This window comes from Flavobacterium sp. (genome assembly GCF_004211145.1).
GTDB lineage: Bacteria > Bacteroidota > Bacteroidia > Flavobacteriales > Flavobacteriaceae > Flavobacterium.
In genome coordinates this window covers 1-18,713 of record NZ_SEBS01000046.1, presented here as the reverse complement: position 1 = coordinate 18,713, position 18,713 = coordinate 1, and the positions used below count along the sequence as shown (strand labels likewise).

General features: G+C 47.1%; 19 protein-coding genes. 13 read left to right on the top strand and 6 right to left on the bottom strand.

The window, feature by feature from the left end:
• Positions 1 to 2 precede the first annotated feature (2 nt).
• Together EOO50_RS15855 and EOO50_RS15850 are read left to right on the top strand one after the other, a co-directional pair.
• On the top strand, positions 3 to 383 hold the full coding sequence (locus EOO50_RS15855) for a DUF1398 family protein (RefSeq protein ID WP_290841266.1): 381 nt from the start codon (positions 3 to 5) through the stop codon (positions 381 to 383).
• A gap of 8 nt (positions 384 to 391) precedes the next feature.
• The gene (locus EOO50_RS15850) at positions 392 to 760 is read left to right on the top strand and encodes a glyoxalase (protein WP_290841265.1); all 369 of its coding nucleotides are present in this window, start codon (positions 392 to 394) and stop codon (positions 758 to 760) included.
• Here the strand turns inward: EOO50_RS15850 and EOO50_RS15845 are convergent, their stop codons facing one another.
• Complete coding sequence (locus tag EOO50_RS15845; protein WP_290841264.1) at positions 761 to 1,447, bottom strand: hypothetical protein; 687 nt, start codon at positions 1,445 to 1,447, stop codon at positions 761 to 763.
• A 262-nt stretch (positions 1,448 to 1,709) separates the two neighbouring features.
• Between EOO50_RS15845 and EOO50_RS15840 the strand changes: the two genes are divergently transcribed.
• The 7 genes from EOO50_RS15840 (at position 1,710) to EOO50_RS15810 (ending at position 9,825) form a co-directional block, all read left to right on the top strand.
• On the top strand, positions 1,710 to 3,236 hold the full coding sequence (locus tag EOO50_RS15840) for a glycosyltransferase family 39 protein (protein WP_290841263.1): 1,527 nt from the start codon (positions 1,710 to 1,712) through the stop codon (positions 3,234 to 3,236).
• Between the two features lie 77 nt (positions 3,237 to 3,313).
• Complete coding sequence (locus EOO50_RS15835) at positions 3,314 to 5,779, top strand: glycoside hydrolase family 3 C-terminal domain-containing protein (RefSeq protein ID WP_290841262.1); 2,466 nt, start codon at positions 3,314 to 3,316, stop codon at positions 5,777 to 5,779.
• A 2-nt stretch (positions 5,780 to 5,781) separates the two neighbouring features.
• Positions 5,782 to 6,189 (top strand): DUF6157 family protein, encoded by a 408-nt coding sequence (locus EOO50_RS15830; RefSeq protein WP_290841261.1) that lies wholly within the window; start codon positions 5,782 to 5,784, stop codon positions 6,187 to 6,189.
• Between the two features lie 40 nt (positions 6,190 to 6,229).
• Positions 6,230 to 6,949, top strand: a complete 720-nt coding sequence (locus EOO50_RS15825; protein WP_290841260.1) for a DNA alkylation repair protein — start codon at positions 6,230 to 6,232, stop codon at positions 6,947 to 6,949.
• Positions 6,946 to 7,485 (top strand): putative glycolipid-binding domain-containing protein, encoded by a 540-nt coding sequence (locus EOO50_RS15820; RefSeq protein WP_290841259.1) that lies wholly within the window; start codon positions 6,946 to 6,948, stop codon positions 7,483 to 7,485. The genes EOO50_RS15825 and EOO50_RS15820 overlap by 4 nt, the downstream gene beginning before the upstream one ends.
• Positions 7,486 to 7,824: 339 nt before the next feature.
• Positions 7,825 to 9,120: a peptidase T gene (gene pepT / locus EOO50_RS15815; RefSeq protein WP_290841258.1), complete on the top strand. Its 1,296-nt coding sequence runs from the start codon at positions 7,825 to 7,827 to the stop codon at positions 9,118 to 9,120.
• A gap of 117 nt (positions 9,121 to 9,237) precedes the next feature.
• Positions 9,238 to 9,825 carry a YdeI/OmpD-associated family protein gene (locus EOO50_RS15810; protein WP_290841257.1) on the top strand — a complete coding sequence of 196 codons (588 nt, stop codon included), beginning with the start codon at positions 9,238 to 9,240 and terminating at the stop codon, positions 9,823 to 9,825.
• Positions 9,826 to 9,877: 52 nt separating this feature from the next.
• Here EOO50_RS15810 and yajC read toward each other — a convergent pair whose 3' ends face one another.
• The 4 genes from yajC to EOO50_RS15790 all read right to left on the bottom strand — a co-directional run bounded on the left by yajC (position 9,878) and on the right by EOO50_RS15790 (position 12,832).
• On the bottom strand, positions 9,878 to 10,162 hold the full coding sequence (yajC, locus tag EOO50_RS15805; protein WP_290841256.1) for a preprotein translocase subunit YajC: 285 nt from the start codon (positions 10,160 to 10,162) through the stop codon (positions 9,878 to 9,880).
• Between the two features lies 1 nt (position 10,163).
• Positions 10,164 to 10,682: a DUF1573 domain-containing protein gene (locus EOO50_RS15800; RefSeq protein WP_290841255.1), complete on the bottom strand. Its 519-nt coding sequence runs from the start codon at positions 10,680 to 10,682 to the stop codon at positions 10,164 to 10,166.
• A gap of 17 nt (positions 10,683 to 10,699) precedes the next feature.
• Positions 10,700 to 11,608: a transcription antitermination factor NusB gene (gene nusB / locus EOO50_RS15795; RefSeq protein ID WP_290841254.1), complete on the bottom strand. Its 909-nt coding sequence runs from the start codon at positions 11,606 to 11,608 to the stop codon at positions 10,700 to 10,702.
• Positions 11,609 to 11,728: 120 nt separating this feature from the next.
• Positions 11,729 to 12,832, bottom strand: coding sequence for a Glu/Leu/Phe/Val dehydrogenase dimerization domain-containing protein (locus EOO50_RS15790; RefSeq protein WP_290841253.1), 1,104 nt, complete (start codon positions 12,830 to 12,832; stop codon positions 11,729 to 11,731).
• Between the two features lie 196 nt (positions 12,833 to 13,028).
• Here EOO50_RS15790 and EOO50_RS15785 point away from each other — a divergent pair, with 196 nt between their 5' ends.
• Together EOO50_RS15785 and EOO50_RS15780 are read left to right on the top strand one after the other, a co-directional pair.
• Positions 13,029 to 14,795, top strand: coding sequence for an ABC transporter ATP-binding protein (locus EOO50_RS15785; RefSeq protein WP_290841252.1), 1,767 nt, complete (start codon positions 13,029 to 13,031; stop codon positions 14,793 to 14,795).
• A gap of 72 nt (positions 14,796 to 14,867) precedes the next feature.
• The gene (locus tag EOO50_RS15780) at positions 14,868 to 15,242 is read left to right on the top strand and encodes a PUR family DNA/RNA-binding protein (RefSeq protein ID WP_290841251.1); all 375 of its coding nucleotides are present in this window, start codon (positions 14,868 to 14,870) and stop codon (positions 15,240 to 15,242) included.
• A gap of 209 nt (positions 15,243 to 15,451) precedes the next feature.
• Here the strand turns inward: EOO50_RS15780 and EOO50_RS15775 are convergent, their stop codons facing one another.
• Positions 15,452 to 15,787 carry a tRNA-binding protein gene (locus EOO50_RS15775; RefSeq protein WP_290841250.1) on the bottom strand — a complete coding sequence of 112 codons (336 nt, stop codon included), beginning with the start codon at positions 15,785 to 15,787 and terminating at the stop codon, positions 15,452 to 15,454.
• Between the two features lie 131 nt (positions 15,788 to 15,918).
• On the opposite strand from EOO50_RS15775, the gene EOO50_RS15770 reads away from it, so the two are divergent.
• Together EOO50_RS15770 and EOO50_RS15765 are read left to right on the top strand one after the other, a co-directional pair.
• Positions 15,919 to 17,334, top strand: coding sequence for a glycogen synthase (locus tag EOO50_RS15770; RefSeq protein WP_290841249.1), 1,416 nt, complete (start codon positions 15,919 to 15,921; stop codon positions 17,332 to 17,334).
• 5 nt (positions 17,335 to 17,339) lie between these two features.
• Entirely contained in the window at positions 17,340 to 18,614 is a 1,275-nt protein-coding gene (locus EOO50_RS15765) for a glucose-1-phosphate adenylyltransferase (protein WP_290841248.1), read from the top strand.
• Positions 18,615 to 18,713: the final 99 nt, after the last annotated feature.

Below are 18,713 nucleotides of genomic sequence, written 5' to 3'. Positions count from 1 at the left end.
TCATGGACAACGATCAAAAAATCAAACAATGCTATCAGGAAGCCGCGAACTATCCTGATCTCGCAAAACGCCTGAACCAGATCGGTGTCGAATCGTACAAGGTCGATACCGCGAGCAATGCGATCCTATACAGGTTTTCGGGCGGACAAAACATTCTCCACCAAGGCGAAATTTCGGCCAGGAAGATTGCCGAAAACTTCAACAACGACGAGACGATCCAAGCCGTCCGCAACAACCAGCAAGGCAAAACCGATTACGCGGGTTTCATGGACGAGATCGCAAACGCCGGTGTCCGATTTTACGAAGCCACTTTAATCGGAGAAAACAAACGCGTCACATACATTGGAATCGGCGGATCCTACGAAGAAAAAATCCCGCAATAAAAGTAAAAATGGAACACAAATTCTTATCCTTACGCCCGTTCATCGGCTCAAAAGATTTCAGTGTCTCTAGAAATTTCTATAAAGATCTCGGGTTTTTTGAGGTCGTCCTCTCGCCCGGCCTATCACTTTTCCAATCCGGAAAGTTCGCATTCTATCTCCAGGACGCCTACGTCAAGGATTGGATAGACAACACGATGATTTTCATGGAAGTCGAGGACACGGCAGCATTTTACGAACAACTCGCCCAACTCGATCTACCGTCAAAATACGAAGGCGTCCGAATCGTCCCTATCCGCCAAGAAGAATGGGGACGCGAATGTTTCGTCCACGATCCGTCGGGAATACTGTGGCATTTCGGGAAATTTTTAAGCAAGTGATCATCGTTCGGGCGCGAAATCCGGCCGCGTCTTATTGACCTGATACACGAATTCGAGCATGCAGAAAGCCGCGACGGCCCCGAACGTATGCCACAAAAAGTGCGTACCGAACGGCAGCCAATAAAAACCGTCGGCAATCCTGAACGTCAACGCCGCCATGAACGCGAACCACGCATAAGCAACCCATTTCCCGTTTGCGAACTTGTTCTTCCATAAAAAAGCAAGTACGGGAAACAGCACCAACATACCCAAAACCGCATAATTCACATTGATGAAAAGCTGCACGTTATCACCTTTTCGCATCTGTTGTCGCACGAAAAACTGAAACAAACCGTACAATAGAACCACGCCCGCAGCAACATACCAGCGCGTGAGTTTCGCCACGAAATACACACCCGTGAACACACAGATCAGCATGATCGGCAGCCAGTCCATCATGATGAAGATCCGCCATTGCCGCAATCCGTGGTAAATGCTGCCGCCAATCGCGCCCACGAGCAACAGGAAAACGCACAACGTCAAATACGAATGTTCGCGGTATTCGCCCCTGAGTTTCCACAGCCAATATGCGGCGATTACTAGAAAAAACAGCGACGTGATCGCATTCAAAGGTTCGGGAAAAAGTCGGTCGAGATTGGTTTCGGTGTACAACATACCACCGTCGGCGGGCATTCGGGTCGATTGCATAACAGGCGTTTCCCGTAAATTTACCCAATCCGTTTTTAATAAAATGTTATTTTTTTGGGCGTGCCGGCGGCGACTCGAAATTTTGCGCTGCCGCTGAAAACATCGATACGCCGCCGTCGGGCTTCCGCTTCAATCTTTTTGGTTCGGTCGCCGCGTTGCGTCGCCCAAACCAAAAAGGATTTCCGCTAAAATCCCTCACGCGAAACCGCCTCCGATTCACGTGTCGAACAAAATCCTTAAATTCGGTCACCAAACCAATTCCATGAAACGCAATCTCGTCCTGCTCGCCTTCATCGTTCTCAAATTCATATTGAGCTACGCGTTGGTCAATCCCGTTTTTGAATTGCACCGCGATGAATTCCTGCATCTGGACCAGGCGAATCATTTGGCATTCGGCTATTTGTCGGTTCCGCCGCTCACATCATGGGTCGCGCTACTCATAAAATTGCTCGGAAACGGCGTATTTTGGGTGAAGTTCTTCCCGTGTCTTTTCGGTGCGTTGACCATGGCGATCGTATGGAAAGCCATCGAATCCTTGGGCGGAAGTTGGTTCGCGCTTATCACGGGCGCAACAGCGATCTTGTTGTCGGTGCTGCTTCGGCTCAATATCCTGTTCCAACCCAATTCGTTCGAGGTCTTGGCGTGGACGTTCATTTATTTTTCGCTGCTGCGTTACATCCAATCCGGGAATGTCAAATGGCTATATTTTGCGGCAACCGGCGTCGCACTCGGATTCTTGAACAAATACAACATCGCATTCATGGTTTTGGGATTGCTTCCGGCTTTGCTACTCTCGCCTCAACGTTCGATTTTTGTAAAAAAAAAATTTTGGTTGGCGGCTTCATTGGGCGCGATCCTCATTCTTCCAAATCTCATTTGGCAGTTCACGAACGGTTTTCCCGTAATTCATCACATGAAAGAACTAAAGGAAACCCAACTTGTAAACGTAGATCGCGGTGATTTCCTGAAAGAACAGCTACTGTTTTTCTTCGGATCGATCCACATATTGATCGCGGCGTTCATCGGGCTGCTGACGTACAAACCGTTGCGCCCGTATCGCCTATTTCTTTGGGCATTTTTACTTTCGCTTGGCCTGTTTGTCGTCTTTCAGGCGAAAGGATATTATGCGATTGGCTTATATCCGATCCTTTTCGCGTTCGGCGCCGTCTATCTTGAAAAACGTCTTAAAGGAAAACCCGGTATGGTCCTGCAGGCCGCATCGGTCGCATTGACAGTCGGATTTTTCATCGCGACCTATCCGTTGGCTTTTCCCGTCGACGAGCCGGCCGTAATCAAAGAGCGCGTCAAGAACAATCCTGATTTGCATCTTTCGCGTTGGGAAGATGGCAAAGACCACGAACTTCCGCAGGATTTCGCCGACATGTTGGGCTGGAAGGAACTCGCGTCCAAAACCGACGCGGCACTCGCAACGCTGCCCTCGAACGAACACACGATTATACTGTGCGACAATTACGGGCAAACGGGCGCGATCAACTTCTATAAGAAAGACAAGCGCGCCAATGCCGTTTCCTTCAACGCCGATTACCTAAACTGGTTCGACCTCGAAAAACCGATCCAAAATATTATCCTCGTCCAGGAAGCTTCTGATGACGATACCAACCGAAAACGCGTGCGCGCCCTCTTTGAATCGATGCAAAAAATCGGCGAAATCACGAATCCATTCGCACGCGAAAAAGGAACTTCGGTTTACGTTCTAAAAAGCGCGAAAGTCGATGTAAATGCCATACTAAGGTCTAAAATCGAAAGCGAAAAAAGAAGCTGGAAATAGCGTTTACTAAAATTATACAACGTTTTCGCACAATGAAAATTCGCTATCTTTAGCAACAACCTTTACCAACCAAAAACATGCGACTACTGTTATTTGCTTTGCTGGCCTCGGCCGCGCTGCATTCCCAAACCTATAAGGACGTCAAAGCCACGACCGAGGAACGCGTCGAGGATTTGCTCTCAAAAATGACGCTCGAGGAAAAAATCGATTACATCGGCGGGCACAAGGATTTTTATATCCGGGGCATCGAACGATTGGGTTTACCTGAAATAAAAATGACCGACGGTCCGGTCGGAGCGCGCAATTACGGGAATACGACGGCATATCCGGCCTCAATATTGACGGCCGCGACCTGGGACACCGATTTGTCGTTCAAATTGGGTGAAGCGCTCGGCAAAGATGCGCGCGAACGTGGTGTCCATATTTTGTTGGCTCCGGGCGTAAACATTTATCGCGCGCCCATGAACGGACGGAATTTCGAATACTTGGGGGAAGATCCATATCTCGCCGGAAAAATAGCCGTGCCGTACATCAAAGGCGTGCAAAGCCAAGGCGTCGTGGCAACCGTAAAACACTTCGCGGCGAACAATCAGGAATGGGATCGCAACAATGTAAGTTCCGATGTCGATGAACGTACGCTTCAAGAAATCTACTTGCCCGCATTCAAAATGGCCGTCAAAGAAGGAAACGTCGGCGCCGTGATGAACAGTTATAACTTGATAAATGGCGAACATGCCACACAAAACAAACACCTGAACCTCGATATTCTCAAAGGCGATTGGAAATTCGACGGTATTTTAATGAGCGACTGGGACGCGACGTATGATGGCGTCGCGGCGGTTAACGGAGGTTTGGATCTCGAAATGCCATCGGGCAAATTCATGAACCGCGAAATCCTGTTGCCGGCCATCAAAAAAGGTTTGGTGTCTGAAGAAACGATTGACGATCACGTGAGGCGGATCCTGCGCATCATTTTCAGGTTCGGGTTCTACGATACCAAATACACGGCGGCAACCGAATCGAAACCTAACAAGGAAAACGAAAAAGTCGCGCTAGATCTAGCGCGCGGCGGAATGGTTTTGCTCAAGAACGACAACATATTGCCGTTGCAGAAAACAGTGAAAAGCATCGCCGTAATCGGTCCGAATGCCGACAGTTACGTGGCCGGCGGCGGAAGTTCGCTCACGCATCCGTTCCATTCGGTCTCGCTTCTCGATGGCATCAAGAAAATGGCACCCGGTGCGAAAGTGGTTTACGTGAAAAATGCGATTCCGACGTTGGAAACGTATGTCGAAAAAACGCCGTTCTTTACCGCGAAAGGTTCGTCAGAAAGAGGTCTGAAAGCCGAATATTTCGCGAATAAATCGCTCGAAGGAAAACCTATCGCTTCATTGGTCGACAAAAATCCGAACCACAAATGGAATGGAAAACCCGATGTCGCGAATGTTCCGGCCGATAATTTTTCGATCCGATTTACGGGTGTCGTACGTCCTACCGAAGATGGTTTGTACAAATTCGGAGTGCGCGGAGACGACGGTTTCAGGCTATTTGTAAACGGCAAAAAAGTAATCGATGAATGGAACGATCACGCCGCAGTCTTGCGCGTTTACGAAATGCCGCTCGACGCCGGGAAAGACTACGACGTAAAACTCGAATTTTACGAGCATGGAGCCGACGCGAGCATTGCATTTGGCGTTTTTATAGAGAACGTCGACTTCAACGAAGCGCAAAAAGCCGCCAAGGAAGCCGATGTCGTAATCCTATCGATCGGTTTCGATTCGTCAAATGAAGGCGAAGGTTTCGACAGGACTTTCGAATTGCCCGAACATCAGGAGATGTTGATCCAAACGGTAGCGATGGCAAATCCAAACGTCGTCGCTGTCTTGAACGCGGGCGGAAATGTGCGCATGCAAGGTTGGCTACCCAAGGTAAAAGGATTGCTGCACGCGTGGTTTCCGGGACAGGAAGGCGGAACGGCAGCGGCTGAAATCCTGTTCGGAAAAACGAATCCAAGTGGAAAACTGCCCGCAAGTTTCGAAAAAAACTGGAGCGATAACCCAACTGCCAACAACTATTACGACGCCGATAAAGACAAACGGGTATCCTATCAGGAAGAGTTGTATGTCGGGTATCGCTATTATGACTCAAGTGGCGTAAAACCTGAATTCCCGTTCGGTTTTGGATTGTCGTACACGACTTTCGAATATTCGAAACTCAAGATCGACAGCAGTTCGAAGGGATTGGTGTTGGTTTCCTACACGATCAAAAACACCGGAAATCGCGACGGAGCCGAAGTTTCCCAAGTATACGTCTCACAACCCGACGCGAAAGCGAAACGTCCCGTAAAAGAACTCAAAGGATTCTGTAAAAACTTCCTCAAGAAAGGCGAAAGCAAAACCGTTACCGTAAAACTCGATACGGACGCGTTCTCTTACTACAAAACCGATAAAAAAACATTCGGCTACGATGCGGGAACCTTCGAAATCAATGTCGGCGCGTCCTCGCAAGATTTACGACTAAAAGGAAATACCGAATTGAGATAAATATGCACACGACGAATTACTTCAACACATTCATAGAAACGGCCGAAGATTCAAAAGCTGTTCAGGCCGAAGTCCCGCCAAAAAAAGATGAAAAGACAATTGCGCAGCTGCAATTCGAAATGATCTACGACAATCCGTATACGTTTACGTCGGACGACGTGATCTTCGCGGCCTACGCATACAAGAATCATATCCCGAAAAGCGAACAACCTGAAGCTAGAGAACATTTTTTTTCAAAAGGACAAGCTTGCCTTCGGTCATCGCCACTGGGAAAACGATACGGCTGGGGAATCCACGCGAATGAGGATGGAAAAATTGCGTTGGTTGAAATGGAATCCGACGATTACAAAAAAATGGCTGCCAACGTTGACTTGAAGCATACAAAGGCAATGCGCTCGAGTCGAAAATAACCGATTACAAACGTTTACAAACGGATATAAACGGAAACAAATGTTTACTGCGCACAATTTCATTTTAGAACTCCATACATTGCGATCCGATGACGAACTGCGCAAGATCCGGCGCTATTTCAAATCGGGAGAAGGCGACTACGGACAGGGCGATATATTCATGGGCGTGCGAATGGGTTCGGTATTCGACCTGGCCAAACGATATGTCGAAATGTCTTTGGATGAGATTGAAAAATTACTTGAAAGCGATTGGCATGAAGCGAGAACGGGAGCGGTTTCAATCATGGATTTTCAAGCGAGAAACAAAAAGACAAGCGATTCCAGGCGCAAGGAATTGTATGATTTATATATAAGGCGACACGATCGCATCAACAATTGGGATTTGGTCGATCGATCGGCGATTTGGGTTGTCGGCGGCTATTTGTACGACAAACCGACAGACAGATTGTATGAACTCGCACGTTCAAAAAACATGTGGGAACGACGCACGGCAATCGTTGCGACCGCATACTTTTTGAAACACAAAAACGTCGAGCATACGTTCAGGATTGCCGAACTATTAGTGGACGACAGCCAAGACTTGATCCACAAAGCCGTCGGCGGTTGGATCAGGATGGCCGGAGCGGGAACGCATCGGCAGACGCTCATTGACTTCCTGGATAAACACGCCGCAACGATGCCTCGCGTGATGCTTCGATATGCGATAGAAAAACTCGACAAAAACCAGCGAGAACATTATTTAAAACTAAAGACGAAATGACGCGTGAATTTTCGATACGATGGAAAGGACCCGAACGCGATTCAAAAGAAAACTGTCGCGTTTGCCGATATGAATTCGGGTTTCAGGTTTTTTCGCAGATACAGATCGGGGCGCGAACATTTCAGTATATGATCGAGTGCGAGGAGAATTGGAACACCGAGAATTTCGCGTTCCGGTTTGCCGATGCCGATCTCGCGTCACAAAAATACACGCGCCATTCCGACGGAACCTGGACGTCAGATGGAAAACGAATATACGAGCTCGATGGCTGTATCGACATCGATATCTCGCTCACGCCGCTTACGAACTCATTACCGATAAAAAGATTGCAACTCAAAGTTGGTGAAAGCGTCGAAATCAACGTCGTGTACATCGATCCCGAGAACAACAAAATATTTCCCGCGGCCCAACGTTACACGCGTCTCGATGATCTCAAATACCGATTCGAAACGATCCCGAACGATTTCGAAGCTGTGATCCTTGTCGACGAAAACGGTTTTGTGGAAGAGTATCCGAACTTGTTCGAACGCTTTTAGTCGGCCGAAATCATTGCAACCTTAACGAAAGGTTTCGTACGGACTTTGGAACATGTGCGCCGTTGCGAACTGAAAATTTATACGATGTTCGGATTTACTCGTTTCCAAAACCGTAAAACGTAGTCGACGACATTTACGCCTAGCCCAGATCGCAGCGGATAGCCCGCAGATGACATGGCGTAATTTTTAGGACTTGGCGCAGCGACCAAAGGAAGCTCGCGCCAAGTCCATAAAAATTTGCCGTGCAGCGAGGACTATGAGCGCAGAGCTGGAATAGCTCCAAAAAAACTTAACATTACATCCGTTTCAATTTTGCTAACTTTGTTAAAATTTCCAACCATGCAAAATATCATTGACCGGTTTGTAAGTTACGTCACGATCGATACGGAATCGGACGCGAAATCCACAACCGTTCCCAGTACTCCAAAACAGCTCGTCTTGGCTAGCCTGATCGCAAAAGAACTTAAAGCGATCGGCATGACCGAAGTGACAAAGGACCGCAAAGGCTATATCATGGCGACACTTCCGTCAAATGTCGATCACGATGTTCCCGTGATAGGTTTCGTGTCGCATTACGATACGTCCCCTGACTTTTCAGGCGCGAACGTGAAACCGCAGATCGTCGAAAACTACGACGGACGCGATATCGTTTTGAACGCCGACCAAAACATCGTATTGTCGCCAAGTTATTTCAAAGATTTGTTGCAATACAAAGGACAGACATTGATCACGACCGACGGAACTACGCTTTTAGGCGCCGACGATAAAGCGGGCTGCACTGAAATCGTGACGGCGATGGAATACCTGATCAACAATCCCGACATCAAACACGGAAAAATACGCGTCGGGTTTACTCCCGATGAGGAAATCGGACGCGGTGCGGATTTCTTCGACGTAAAGAAATTCGGCGCCGAATGGGCGTACACGATGGACGGAAGCCAGATAGGCGAACTCGAATACGAGAATTTCAACGCGGCCGGAGCGAAGATCACGTTCAAAGGAAAAAGCGTGCATCCGGGATATGCGAAAGGAAAAATGATCAATTCCATGCTGATCGCGAACGAATTCATCAACGAACTGCCCAAAGGCGAAGTTCCTCAGGAAACGAAAGGATATGAGGGATTTTTCCACGTCGTCGGACTGTCGGGAAGCATCGAGGAAAGCGTTGTCGAGATGATCATCCGCGATCACGACATGAAGAAATTCGAGAAACGCAAAAAGCTCGTTTCGAAAATCGTAAAGCAAATCAATAAAAAATACGCGAAACAGTTCGGCGAGGATATCTGCGTTGCCGAAGTAACCGATTCGTACTACAACATGCGCGAAAAGGTCGAACCCGTAATGCATATCGTGGATTTGGCGGAACGCGCGATGAAAGACCTCGGCATAAAACCCCTGATCAAACCGATTCGCGGCGGAACCGATGGAAGCCGATTGTCATACATGGGATTGCCGTGTCCGAACATCTTCGCGGGCGGGCACAATTTCCACGGCAAGTACGAATACGTTCCCGTTCAAAGTATGGACAAGGCGATAAAAGTAATCGTCCGAATTGCCGAGCTCACGGCCACGACTGACTTCACCCACAAACCGAAAGACACTAAAAAGCCAAAAGGAAAGAAAAAGAAGAAATAAATATTTTTTTGAACCATTAAGGACATTAAGTTCATTAAGAGCCTAATTTCTTAATGAACTTAATGCTCTTAATGGTAGTAATTTAGATTTTTATTTCGAGGCTTATCTGTTACGCAAATGGAACGACCTAAAAAAAATCCGTGGGACAAATCGGGCCAATGGCCTGAGGAAATGGATCTTCTCAAAAGCATCATCGCCAAGACCGAACTCGAGGAAATGACGAAATGGGGCGGACCGGTTTACACGCTCAACAAAAAAAACGTGCTTGGAATCGGCGGTTTCAAATCATACGTCGCGCTTTGGTTTTGGAATGGTGTTTTCCTCAAAGACGAGGCGAAGAAACTCGTCAACGCGAATGAAGGCGTGACCAAAGGTTTGCGTCAGTGGCGTTTCGCTTCAAAACGAGAAATACTCGACGACGAGAAATTGATCCTCGAATACATGAACGAAGCGATTGCAAATGAAAAAGCCGGATTGGCGATAAAGCCCGAAAAAAAGGAAACGATAGTCTCGGAATTCTTTCAAACCGCGTTAGACGCCGACAGTGATTTGAAGTCCGGATTCGAAAACCTCAGCCCGTTCAAACAGCGCGAATATCTCGAATATGTCGACACCGCAAAACAGGAGAAAACCAAAGTCACGCGCATGGAAAAAATCACGCCCATGATCAAAGAAGGCAAAGGCTTGAACGACAAATACCGATAAAAAAAGCCTTCACGTAACGTAAAGGCTTCTTGATTCTTGGCTCTTAGCGCTATTATTTCTTCTCGACAACGGGCGCGTTCAAAGCGGCGCTCATTTCCATGGAAATTGCTGAACGCTCCATCTTCAATTTGCCCGACATCGTTTCGATCACGACAGTTTTCTCAGCAAGTTCCGAAACGCGTCCATGAAGCCCGCTTTTTGTGATGATCTTATCACCTACTTTCAAGGTGCTTTCGAACTCTCTTTCTTTTTTCGCTTTTCGTTGTTGCGGCATGATCATAAAAAAATAGACCACGACGAACATTAAAAGTAACGGTAATAATTGTTGGATTCCCATTTTAGCTTGCTTTTTCTTCGACCGAGGCGTGGATTTCCAACTTCTCGGTTCCGTTTTTAGTATTGGCCGTTATCGTAACGGATTTTGTTTGTTTCCCGTGTTTCCCGGTTGAGTTGAACGATACTTTCATTTCGCCTGAAGCGCCCGGTTTAATTGGTTCTTTCGGGAACTCAGGAACCGTGCAACCACATGAACCTACGGCTTTTGAGATGATCAAATCGGCTTCACCGGCGTTCTTGAATTTGAAAACGTATTGTACTTTATCGCCTTGCTTGATCGTTCCGAAATCATGCTCCGATGTTTCGAACGACATCACAGGATATTTTCCGTCAACGGGAGCCGGCGCTGGAGTTTGCGTTACTTCAGGACCTCCGATGTTGGCTTCAGGATTCGGTTCGGTCGTTGAAACCGGAACATCGGTCGCGTTAGGATCGATCTTCGAAGTCGCATCTTCTTTTTTGCAAGACGTTGCCGCAATAACAGCGCAGGCGGCAAACGCGAAAACAAATTTTTTAATCATGGTGAAAATTATTAAGATTATAGCAGGCCACGTCCGGCCTTGTTGAGTTTCTTGGCCGCATCGAATTCCTTCACGAGGTTGTCGAGGATGCCGTTTATGAAAATACTGCTTTTCGGGGTTGAATATTCCTTCGCCAATTCGAGATATTCGTTGATCGTCACCTTCACTGGAATCGACGGGAATTTCAAGAATTCACAAATCGCCATTTTTAGGATGATGGTGTCTATTTCGGCGATGCGTTCCGTGTCCCAATTCGGCGTCTTGTCGATGTATTCTTTCGCGAGCTCAGTCTCGTTCAGGACCGTTTTCCTAAAAAGCTGCGTCACGAATTCGCGGTCTTCTTCGTCCTTGTAAAGTTTCGGAACCCTGAATTCATCGGTCGCCGACTCGAGTGATTTGAGCTGTTTTTGGATTTGCGTGTTCACGACCGGAATGTCATCGACCCAAGTGAGTTTGAAATCTTCGAGATAATCGTACAACTTCTCATTGGGCACGATGATTTCGGCAAAAATATCAAGCACGAACTGTTTGTCTTCCTCAAAATTATTCTTGCGGGTCGACATGTATTTCCCGTACAGTTCACTGTCCTTGATTTCCTTGCGCAGGATCAGGATGTAATCGTCGTTGAGTTTCCAGTTGTTGATTTTGCGGGATTCGAGCGCGATGCTCAGCGAATTGTTTTCAGATAACAATTGCAACACGGCATTGTTCACGAATTTGAGGTTCGGGTTGCGCTCCTCGGACGTGCTCAGGTGTTTCTTTTTGGATTTCTCGAGAAAATCTTCTTCACTTTGACGGATTTCGGTAAGCGACGACAGCATGATCAAATATAAATCGAGCAAACTGTCAATGCTGTGCAGCAAAAATTTCTCTTGCTTTTCCAGGCTGTCGGAACCGTTTTGATGCATCGCATAAATGGATTGCATTACCTTGATCCTGATATGTCTTCTATTTAACACCTCGTAAGAACTTTTTTTACAAATTAAAAGGGCGGAAACAACTCGCTTCCGCCCTGCAAAAATACTATTATTTTCGTGATGCGAGATTTATTTCGCGTTTTCTTTTTTACGGTCGGCGATGCGTTTTTCAGCGATTGCCATTGCCGATTCGGTCGTCGTGATTCCTTTCGAATCCGCAAGGTCGAAGATTTCAAGCGTCGTGTTGTAGATGTTCTCGGTACGGCGAAGCGCTTCGTCCTTTCCGTATTTCACGATTTCTCCGTACACGTTGATGATTCCGCCCGCATTGATCAAGAAATCAGGCGCATAAGCGATTCCTCGTTCACGCAGGATCGCTCCGTGGACTTTCTCGTTTGCAAGCTGGTTGTTCGCTGCTCCGGCAACAACTTTCGCGTTGATTCGGTAAACCGTATCGTCGTTGATCGTCGCTCCAAGTGCGCAAGGCGCGTAAATATCCATTTCGGCCGAGTAAATATCGTCGCTCGAATAGATTTTCGCTCCATATTTTTTAGCGACTTCTTCCATGCGGCTTTGGCTGATGTCCGAAACCGAAACGATCGCACCTTCTTCTGAAATATGTTTCACCAAAGTTTCCCCGACGTGACCCGTTCCTTGAACGAAAACGTGTTTTCCTGAAAGGTTATCGGTTCCGAATTTGTACTTCGCAGCCGCCTTCATTCCCATGTAGACACCGTAAGCCGTTACCGGTGATGGATTTCCAGAACCTCCGTTGGCTTCAGAAATTCCGGTTACATGCGGCGTTACCGTGCGGATCAGATCCATATCGGGAGTCGTGGTTCCGACGTCTTCGGCCGTAATATATTTTCCGCTGAGTGAATCGATGTAGCGCCCGAAAGCGAGCATCATCTCAGGAGTTTTATCGGTTTTGGCATCGCCGATGATGACCGCTTTTCCGCCTCCCAAATCCAAACCTGAGATAGCCGATTTATATGTCATACCGCGGGAAAGGCGCAAAACGTCGTTCAATGCTTCCCATTCGTTGGTGTATTTCCACATGCGTGTCCCGCCCAACGCAGGTCCTAAAACTGTGTTATGAATTCCGATAATTGCTTTTAAACCGGTATCTTTGTCATGGCAAAAAACAATCTGTTCGTGGTTGTCGAAAGATGCCTGGCCAAATACCGGATCAATTTTGTGCAGTTCTTTTGCAGTAGTGAATTCAGTAATCATAATTTCTAATTTTACGTTGCGACTTTATCAAAAAGACTATGCAAAAATATCACTTTAATTAAGAAAACTCACTTTAAACGCCTTTAATTGGGATATTGTTAATAAAATTGAATAATGACGTCGTATAGTAAAATTTCATTTTAATCCTTTTTTTAACAAATTTCGATTCATTTAAGCCCCGATTTCAAAATTTATCATGAAGGAATTACAGTATTTAAATAAATATTTCGTCAAATACAAATACCACTTTTTGTCAGGTATTTTCATCACGATCGTGGCGCAGGTGTTCTCATTATTCACTCCGAAGCTCGTGAGCGACTCGTTCAAGGTAATCCAGGAACACGTCGACAGCGGTGCGATCGACCGCGCGTTTATAGATGCGAGACTTTGGCGCAACATCATGTTGATCATGGTCACGACGCTTATTTCAGGTTTCCTGTTGTTCATCACGCGCCAGACGCTGATCGTAATGTCCCGCCACGTCGAGTTCGACCTCAAGAACGAAGTGTTCCGTCAATATGAAAAGCTCTCTCAAAACTTTTACAAGCAAAACCGCACGGGAGATTTGATGAACCGAATCAGCGAAGACGTCGGGAAAACCCGCATGTATGTCGGGCCCGCCGTCATGTACTCCATTCAAACGCTTATCCGGTTTATCGTCGTGATCGCGTTCATGATAAGTGTTTCCCCGCGACTTACATTATATACTTTGCTACCTTTGCCGCTTTTGTCGTACGCGATTTTCAAGTTAAGCACCGAAATCAACAAGCGAAGCACGACCTTCCAGCAATATCTTTCCAAAGTCTCAAGTTTCACCCAGGAAGTTTTCTCGGGAATCCGAGTCATCAAAGCGTATTCACTCGAACCTCAGCAACAAAAGGAAATGGTCGCGTTGTCGCTTGAAAGCAAGACCAAAAGCATGAGTTTGGCCAAAGTGCAATCGTTGTTCGGGCCGCTGATGATTGCGCTTATCGGGGCGAGTAACCTCGTCGTGATTTATTTCGGCGGACTTATGTACATCAACAACGATCCGCACATTCCGCACATCGGAATCATCGCCGAATTCATACTTTACGTAAACATGCTCACCTGGCCGGTTGCGTCGTTAGGTTGGGTTTCGTCGATGATACAGGAGGCCGAAGCGTCACAGAAACGCATCAACGAATTCCTAAAGATCGAACCCGAAATCCAAAACAAGAACCCGAAACATTCCGATATAAATGGAAGCATCGCTTTCAACAACGTAAATTTCACGTATGACGACACGAACATAAACGCGCTAAAAGACGTTTCGTTTACGATAAACAAAGGCGAAACGCTCGCGATCCTTGGGAAAACCGGTTCCGGAAAATCAACGATCTTGTCCTTGGTTTCACGTCTCTACGACATAAAATCGGGACACATAACGATCGATGGCGTTGAAATCGACGAGCTCAATCTGAACGATTTGCGCGACTGCATCGGAATCGTGCCTCAGGATGCGTTCTTATTTTCAGACTCGATCAAGAACAACATCCGCTTCGGGAAAGAAGATGCGACCGAGGAAGAAGTCATCGCATCGGCCAAAATCGCTGCCGTACACGACAACATCGCCGCATTCAACCTGCAATACGAAACCATTTTGGGCGAGCGCGGCATCACGCTTTCGGGCGGCCAAAAACAACGCGTTTCGATTGCGAGAGCAGTCATTCGCGATCCGAGAATACTCTTGCTTGACGATTGTCTGTCGGCCGTCGATACCGAAACCGAGGAAACCATCCTAAACAATTTACTCGCATTTTGCAAGGACAAGACGACAATCATCGTGAGCCATCGCGTGTCGTCGGCCAAAAACGCCGACCGAATCCTGATCCTCGAAGACGGAAAAATCATCCAGCAAGGCACTCACAATCAATTATTAAATCAGGAAGGCTATTATCGCGAACTGTATTTGAAGCAACTTTCCGAAAAAGAATTGATGTGATAATTTGGTTAGTTTGCGATTTTTTTCCATTTTTGAGATTGAAAAAAACTTAAACAACTTATTGGAAACGTTATGAGAGAAAATGATATGCTGGAAAAAGAAGAGATCTTCTCCAAGGTGTTGCGAGCCGGGAGACGAACGTATTTCTTCGACGTTCGTGCCACGCGCGCTGACGATTACTACATTACGATAACCGAGAGCAAGAAATTTACCGAGGAAGACGGTTCGTTCCACTTCAAGAAACACAAAATTTACCTGTACAAAGAAGACTTCGCTGCATTCAACGAGATCTTGAACGACATGACGTCGTATGTTTTGAACCACAAAGGCGAAGAAGTTATCTCAGAACGCCATCAAAAAGACTTCAAGCGCGAATATACGACCGAGCGCATTGAAGAAGCGGCGAAAGCTGCTAGTTTCACCGATGTTGATTTTGATGATATTTAGACGAAAGTCAAAAGTCGAAAGTCATCGATAAGTACGACAGAACCTTTATTACAATAAACACACACAAGTTAGAATCCGGTTTTTGCCGGATTTTTTTGTTTAGGGTTTAGGGTTTAGGGTTTAGGGTTTAGGGTTTAGGGTTTAAAATTAAAAATTCTCCGGAAGACAAGTATTCAAATAAACAAAAAACGTATCAACGCATAAACATCCTACCCAATTCGCAACCCGTTCGCGACCTTAAAATCGGGAGCCAAAAGTACTATGTCGTTCTCCTCGCCTACCGCTCCCAAAACCAAACATTCGCTCATGAACTTCCCAATTTGCTTCTTCGGGAAATTCACGACCGCGACGATTTGCCTTCCGATCAAATCCTGCTTTTCGTAGCGTTTCGTGATTTGAGCCGATGATTTCCTGATCCCGATTTCGTTCCCGAAATCAATCGTCAATTGATACGCCGGCTTTCGCGCTTCGGGAAAATCCTTCGCTTCGATTATAGTTCCCACGCGCATTTCGACACGTTCGAATTCATTCCAGGTCAAGTCCATTTTTTCTTTTTAGGCAAAATAAAGAAATCGTCGCTTCAATTAACAAATGCTTATTAGAAATCAAACGTTTTCTTACGCGATTTTGTGTAAATTAGTAGAGACCTTAAACGGTTCCTATCAGTAATACATTCATGGAGATTTATCATATCAGTGCCGAGTGCTTTCCCGCTGCCAAAGTGGGCGGACTGGCCGATGTCGTGGGCGCTTTGCCCAAATATCTGAACAGGCTGAATCATTCGGCCAAAGTCGTGATTCCCGGTTACGACACGAAATTCGCGCAAAACCACGAATACGAGACCGTCTTTGAAGGGGAACTCAAGTTAGGCGTGTTTCATTTTCATTACCAAATCGCTAAGGAAAAAACCAACGAATTGGGTTTCGAACTTTACCAGATCCGAATCCTACAGCTTTTCGACCGACCCGAAGTCTACGGCTACGAAGACGACACCGAGCGTTTCGCCGCATTCCAAATCGCATTCCTCGACTGGATCACCGCGACGGGCGCGATACCTGACATCGTGCATTGCCACGACCATCATACGGGCTTGATTCCGTTCATGATGCAACATTGTTACAAATATGGCCAGCTGAATCGCACGCCGACATTACTTACGATCCACAACGCACAATATCAAGGTTGGTTCCCGTTCGACAAAATTCATTATTTGCCCGACTTCGATCGCGCGAACGCAGGCTATCTCGAATGGAACGGCACGATCAATCCGCTGGCTTCGGCCATAAAATGCGTGTGGAAAGTCACGACGGTTTCTCCGACATATCTCGACGAAATGGCAAATAACGCGAATGGGCTTGAGAACCTGTTGCGATACGAACGCGTGAAATCGGTCGGAATATTGAATGGCATCGACACCGAAGTCTGGAACCCGAAGACCGATGCGCTTCTCGAAGCCAATTACGACGTCAAAACGTTCAAGTCGGGAAAAGCAAAAAACAAAAAAGCGTTGTGCGAGAAATTCGAACTCGATGAAAACCTGCCGATATTCTCATTCATCGGGCGTTTGGTCCACGAAAAAGGCGCCGAATTGCTACCTGAAATCACACGCCGACTCCTAACCGATTTCGAAGGAAAAGCAAACGTGCTGATCCTGGGTTCGGGCGATCCCGACGTCGAGGATAAACTGCGCGCGCTCCAACATTTCAACCGATCGCATTACAATTGCTACATCGGATACAACGAACAACTCGCCCATCTGGTTTACGGCGGCTCCGACTTTTTGCTGATGCCGTCGCGCGTGGAACCTTGCGGGCTTAATCAAATGTATTCGCTGCGTTACGGAACGGTTCCGATCGTAAGGCGAACGGGCGGTTTGAAAGATACGGTGATCGACATGGGCGACGGAGGTTTCGGCATCTGCCACCAACAGACAAGCGTCGAAGATGTGCTGCATGCGGCCGATCGCGCCTTAGGTTTATTTGCCGACGCAAAGAAATTCGATGCCATCAGGAAAATGGGCATGCAACTCGACCATTCATGGGATTCGGTCGCCCAACAATATATTGAACAATATCAAACACTTGCAAAATGACACATATGAACAGTAAAACATTGGCCATTATCCTGGGAGGCGGCCAAGGCTCAAGGCTCGCGCCGTTAACGCAAAGCCGCTCGAAACCGGCGGTCCCGATCGCGGGCAAATATCGTTTGGTCGACATTCCGATCTCGAATTGCATCAACAGCGATATCAAAAGGATTTTCGTGCTCACGCAGTTCAACTCGGCTTCGTTGAACAAACACATCAAGAATACGTATCATTTCAGTACGTTTTCGACCGCGTTCGTGGACATTCTCGCCGCCGAGCAAACGCCCGACAACGCGACCTGGTTTCAAGGAACCGCCGACGCCGTGCGCCAATGCATGCAGTATTTCCTGAATCACGAATTCAAATATGCGCTGATTTTGTCGGGTGATCAGCTGTATCAGATGGATTTCAACGACATGATCACGAAACACGAGGAAAGCGGTGCCGAGATTTCGATCGCGACGTTGCCTGTGAATGCGAAAGACGCGCCCGGTTTCGGAATTCTCAAAACCGACTCCGACGACATGATCACGGCATTCATCGAAAAACCAAAGGCCGATGTGCTGCCCGAATGGACGTCGCCCGTAAGCGAGGAAATGCAATCGCAGGACAAACATTATCTGGCGTCAATGGGAATTTACGTGTTCAACCGCGATTTGCTCGTGAAGTTAATGTCTGACCAAACGACGACCGACTTCGGGAAGGAAATTATGCCGCAATCGGTCGGGAAACATAAAATCAGGAGTTATCAATACGAAGGTTATTGGACCGACATCGGAAACATCGATTCGTTTTTCGAAGCCAATCTCGAACTTACCGATGAAATTCCGAAGTTCAACCTGTTCGACAATGAAAACCGCGTCTACACAAGACCGCGCGTGCTGCCGCCGTCGAAAATCATCGGGACGTCGAGCATCAGCCGTTCCGTGATCGCCGAAGGCTGCATCTTGAACCATTGCACGGTCGACCATTCCGTAATCGGCATCAGGACCAGAATCGGAAAGGATTCTGAAGTACACAATTCGTACATCATGGGAAGCGATTATTACCAAAATCTCGGTGAGATCTACGCGAATATGGAACATCACCTGATCAACATCGGAATCGGTGAACGCTGCTATCTCAACAATTGCATTGTCGACAAGAACTGCCGCATCGGAAGCGATGTGAAATTAAACGGCGGCAAACATCTTGAAGACACCGATCACGATTTATACACCGTTAAGGATGGAATCATCGTGGTGAAGAAGAATGCGGTAGTTCCGGATGGGTTTGTGGTGGAATGAGTGCCTGAGTGCCTGAGGCCTGAGTGCCTGAGTGCCTGAGTGCCTGAGTGCCTGAGTGCCTGAGTGCCTGAGTGACTGAGTGCCTGAGTGGCTGAGTGC

Coding starts and splice junctions, on each gene's coding strand:
- pepT (WP_290841258.1), top strand. CDS start 7,825: ATGCAAAATATCATTGACCGGTTTGTAAGTTACGTCACGATCGATACG.
- EOO50_RS15785 (WP_290841252.1), top strand. CDS start 13,029: ATGAAGGAATTACAGTATTTAAATAAATATTTCGTCAAATACAAATAC.
- EOO50_RS15780 (WP_290841251.1), top strand. CDS start 14,868: ATGAGAGAAAATGATATGCTGGAAAAAGAAGAGATCTTCTCCAAGGTG.
- EOO50_RS15835 (WP_290841262.1), top strand. CDS start 3,314: ATGCGACTACTGTTATTTGCTTTGCTGGCCTCGGCCGCGCTGCATTCC.
- EOO50_RS15810 (WP_290841257.1), top strand. CDS start 9,238: ATGGAACGACCTAAAAAAAATCCGTGGGACAAATCGGGCCAATGGCCT.
- yajC (WP_290841256.1), bottom strand. CDS start 10,162: ATGGGAATCCAACAATTATTACCGTTACTTTTAATGTTCGTCGTGGTC.
- nusB (WP_290841254.1), bottom strand. CDS start 11,608: ATGCAATCCATTTATGCGATGCATCAAAACGGTTCCGACAGCCTGGAA.
- EOO50_RS15855 (WP_290841266.1), top strand. CDS start 3: ATGGACAACGATCAAAAAATCAAACAATGCTATCAGGAAGCCGCGAAC.
- EOO50_RS15775 (WP_290841250.1), bottom strand. CDS start 15,787: ATGGACTTGACCTGGAATGAATTCGAACGTGTCGAAATGCGCGTGGGA.
- EOO50_RS15765 (WP_290841248.1), top strand. CDS start 17,340: ATGAACAGTAAAACATTGGCCATTATCCTGGGAGGCGGCCAAGGCTCA.
- EOO50_RS15820 (WP_290841259.1), top strand. CDS start 6,946: ATGACGCGTGAATTTTCGATACGATGGAAAGGACCCGAACGCGATTCA.
- EOO50_RS15840 (WP_290841263.1), top strand. CDS start 1,710: ATGAAACGCAATCTCGTCCTGCTCGCCTTCATCGTTCTCAAATTCATA.
- EOO50_RS15850 (WP_290841265.1), top strand. CDS start 392: ATGGAACACAAATTCTTATCCTTACGCCCGTTCATCGGCTCAAAAGAT.
- EOO50_RS15800 (WP_290841255.1), bottom strand. CDS start 10,682: ATGATTAAAAAATTTGTTTTCGCGTTTGCCGCCTGCGCTGTTATTGCG.
- EOO50_RS15845 (WP_290841264.1), bottom strand. CDS start 1,447: ATGCAATCGACCCGAATGCCCGCCGACGGTGGTATGTTGTACACCGAA.
- EOO50_RS15825 (WP_290841260.1), top strand. CDS start 6,230: ATGTTTACTGCGCACAATTTCATTTTAGAACTCCATACATTGCGATCC.
- EOO50_RS15790 (WP_290841253.1), bottom strand. CDS start 12,832: ATGATTACTGAATTCACTACTGCAAAAGAACTGCACAAAATTGATCCG.
- EOO50_RS15770 (WP_290841249.1), top strand. CDS start 15,919: ATGGAGATTTATCATATCAGTGCCGAGTGCTTTCCCGCTGCCAAAGTG.
- EOO50_RS15830 (WP_290841261.1), top strand. CDS start 5,782: ATGCACACGACGAATTACTTCAACACATTCATAGAAACGGCCGAAGAT.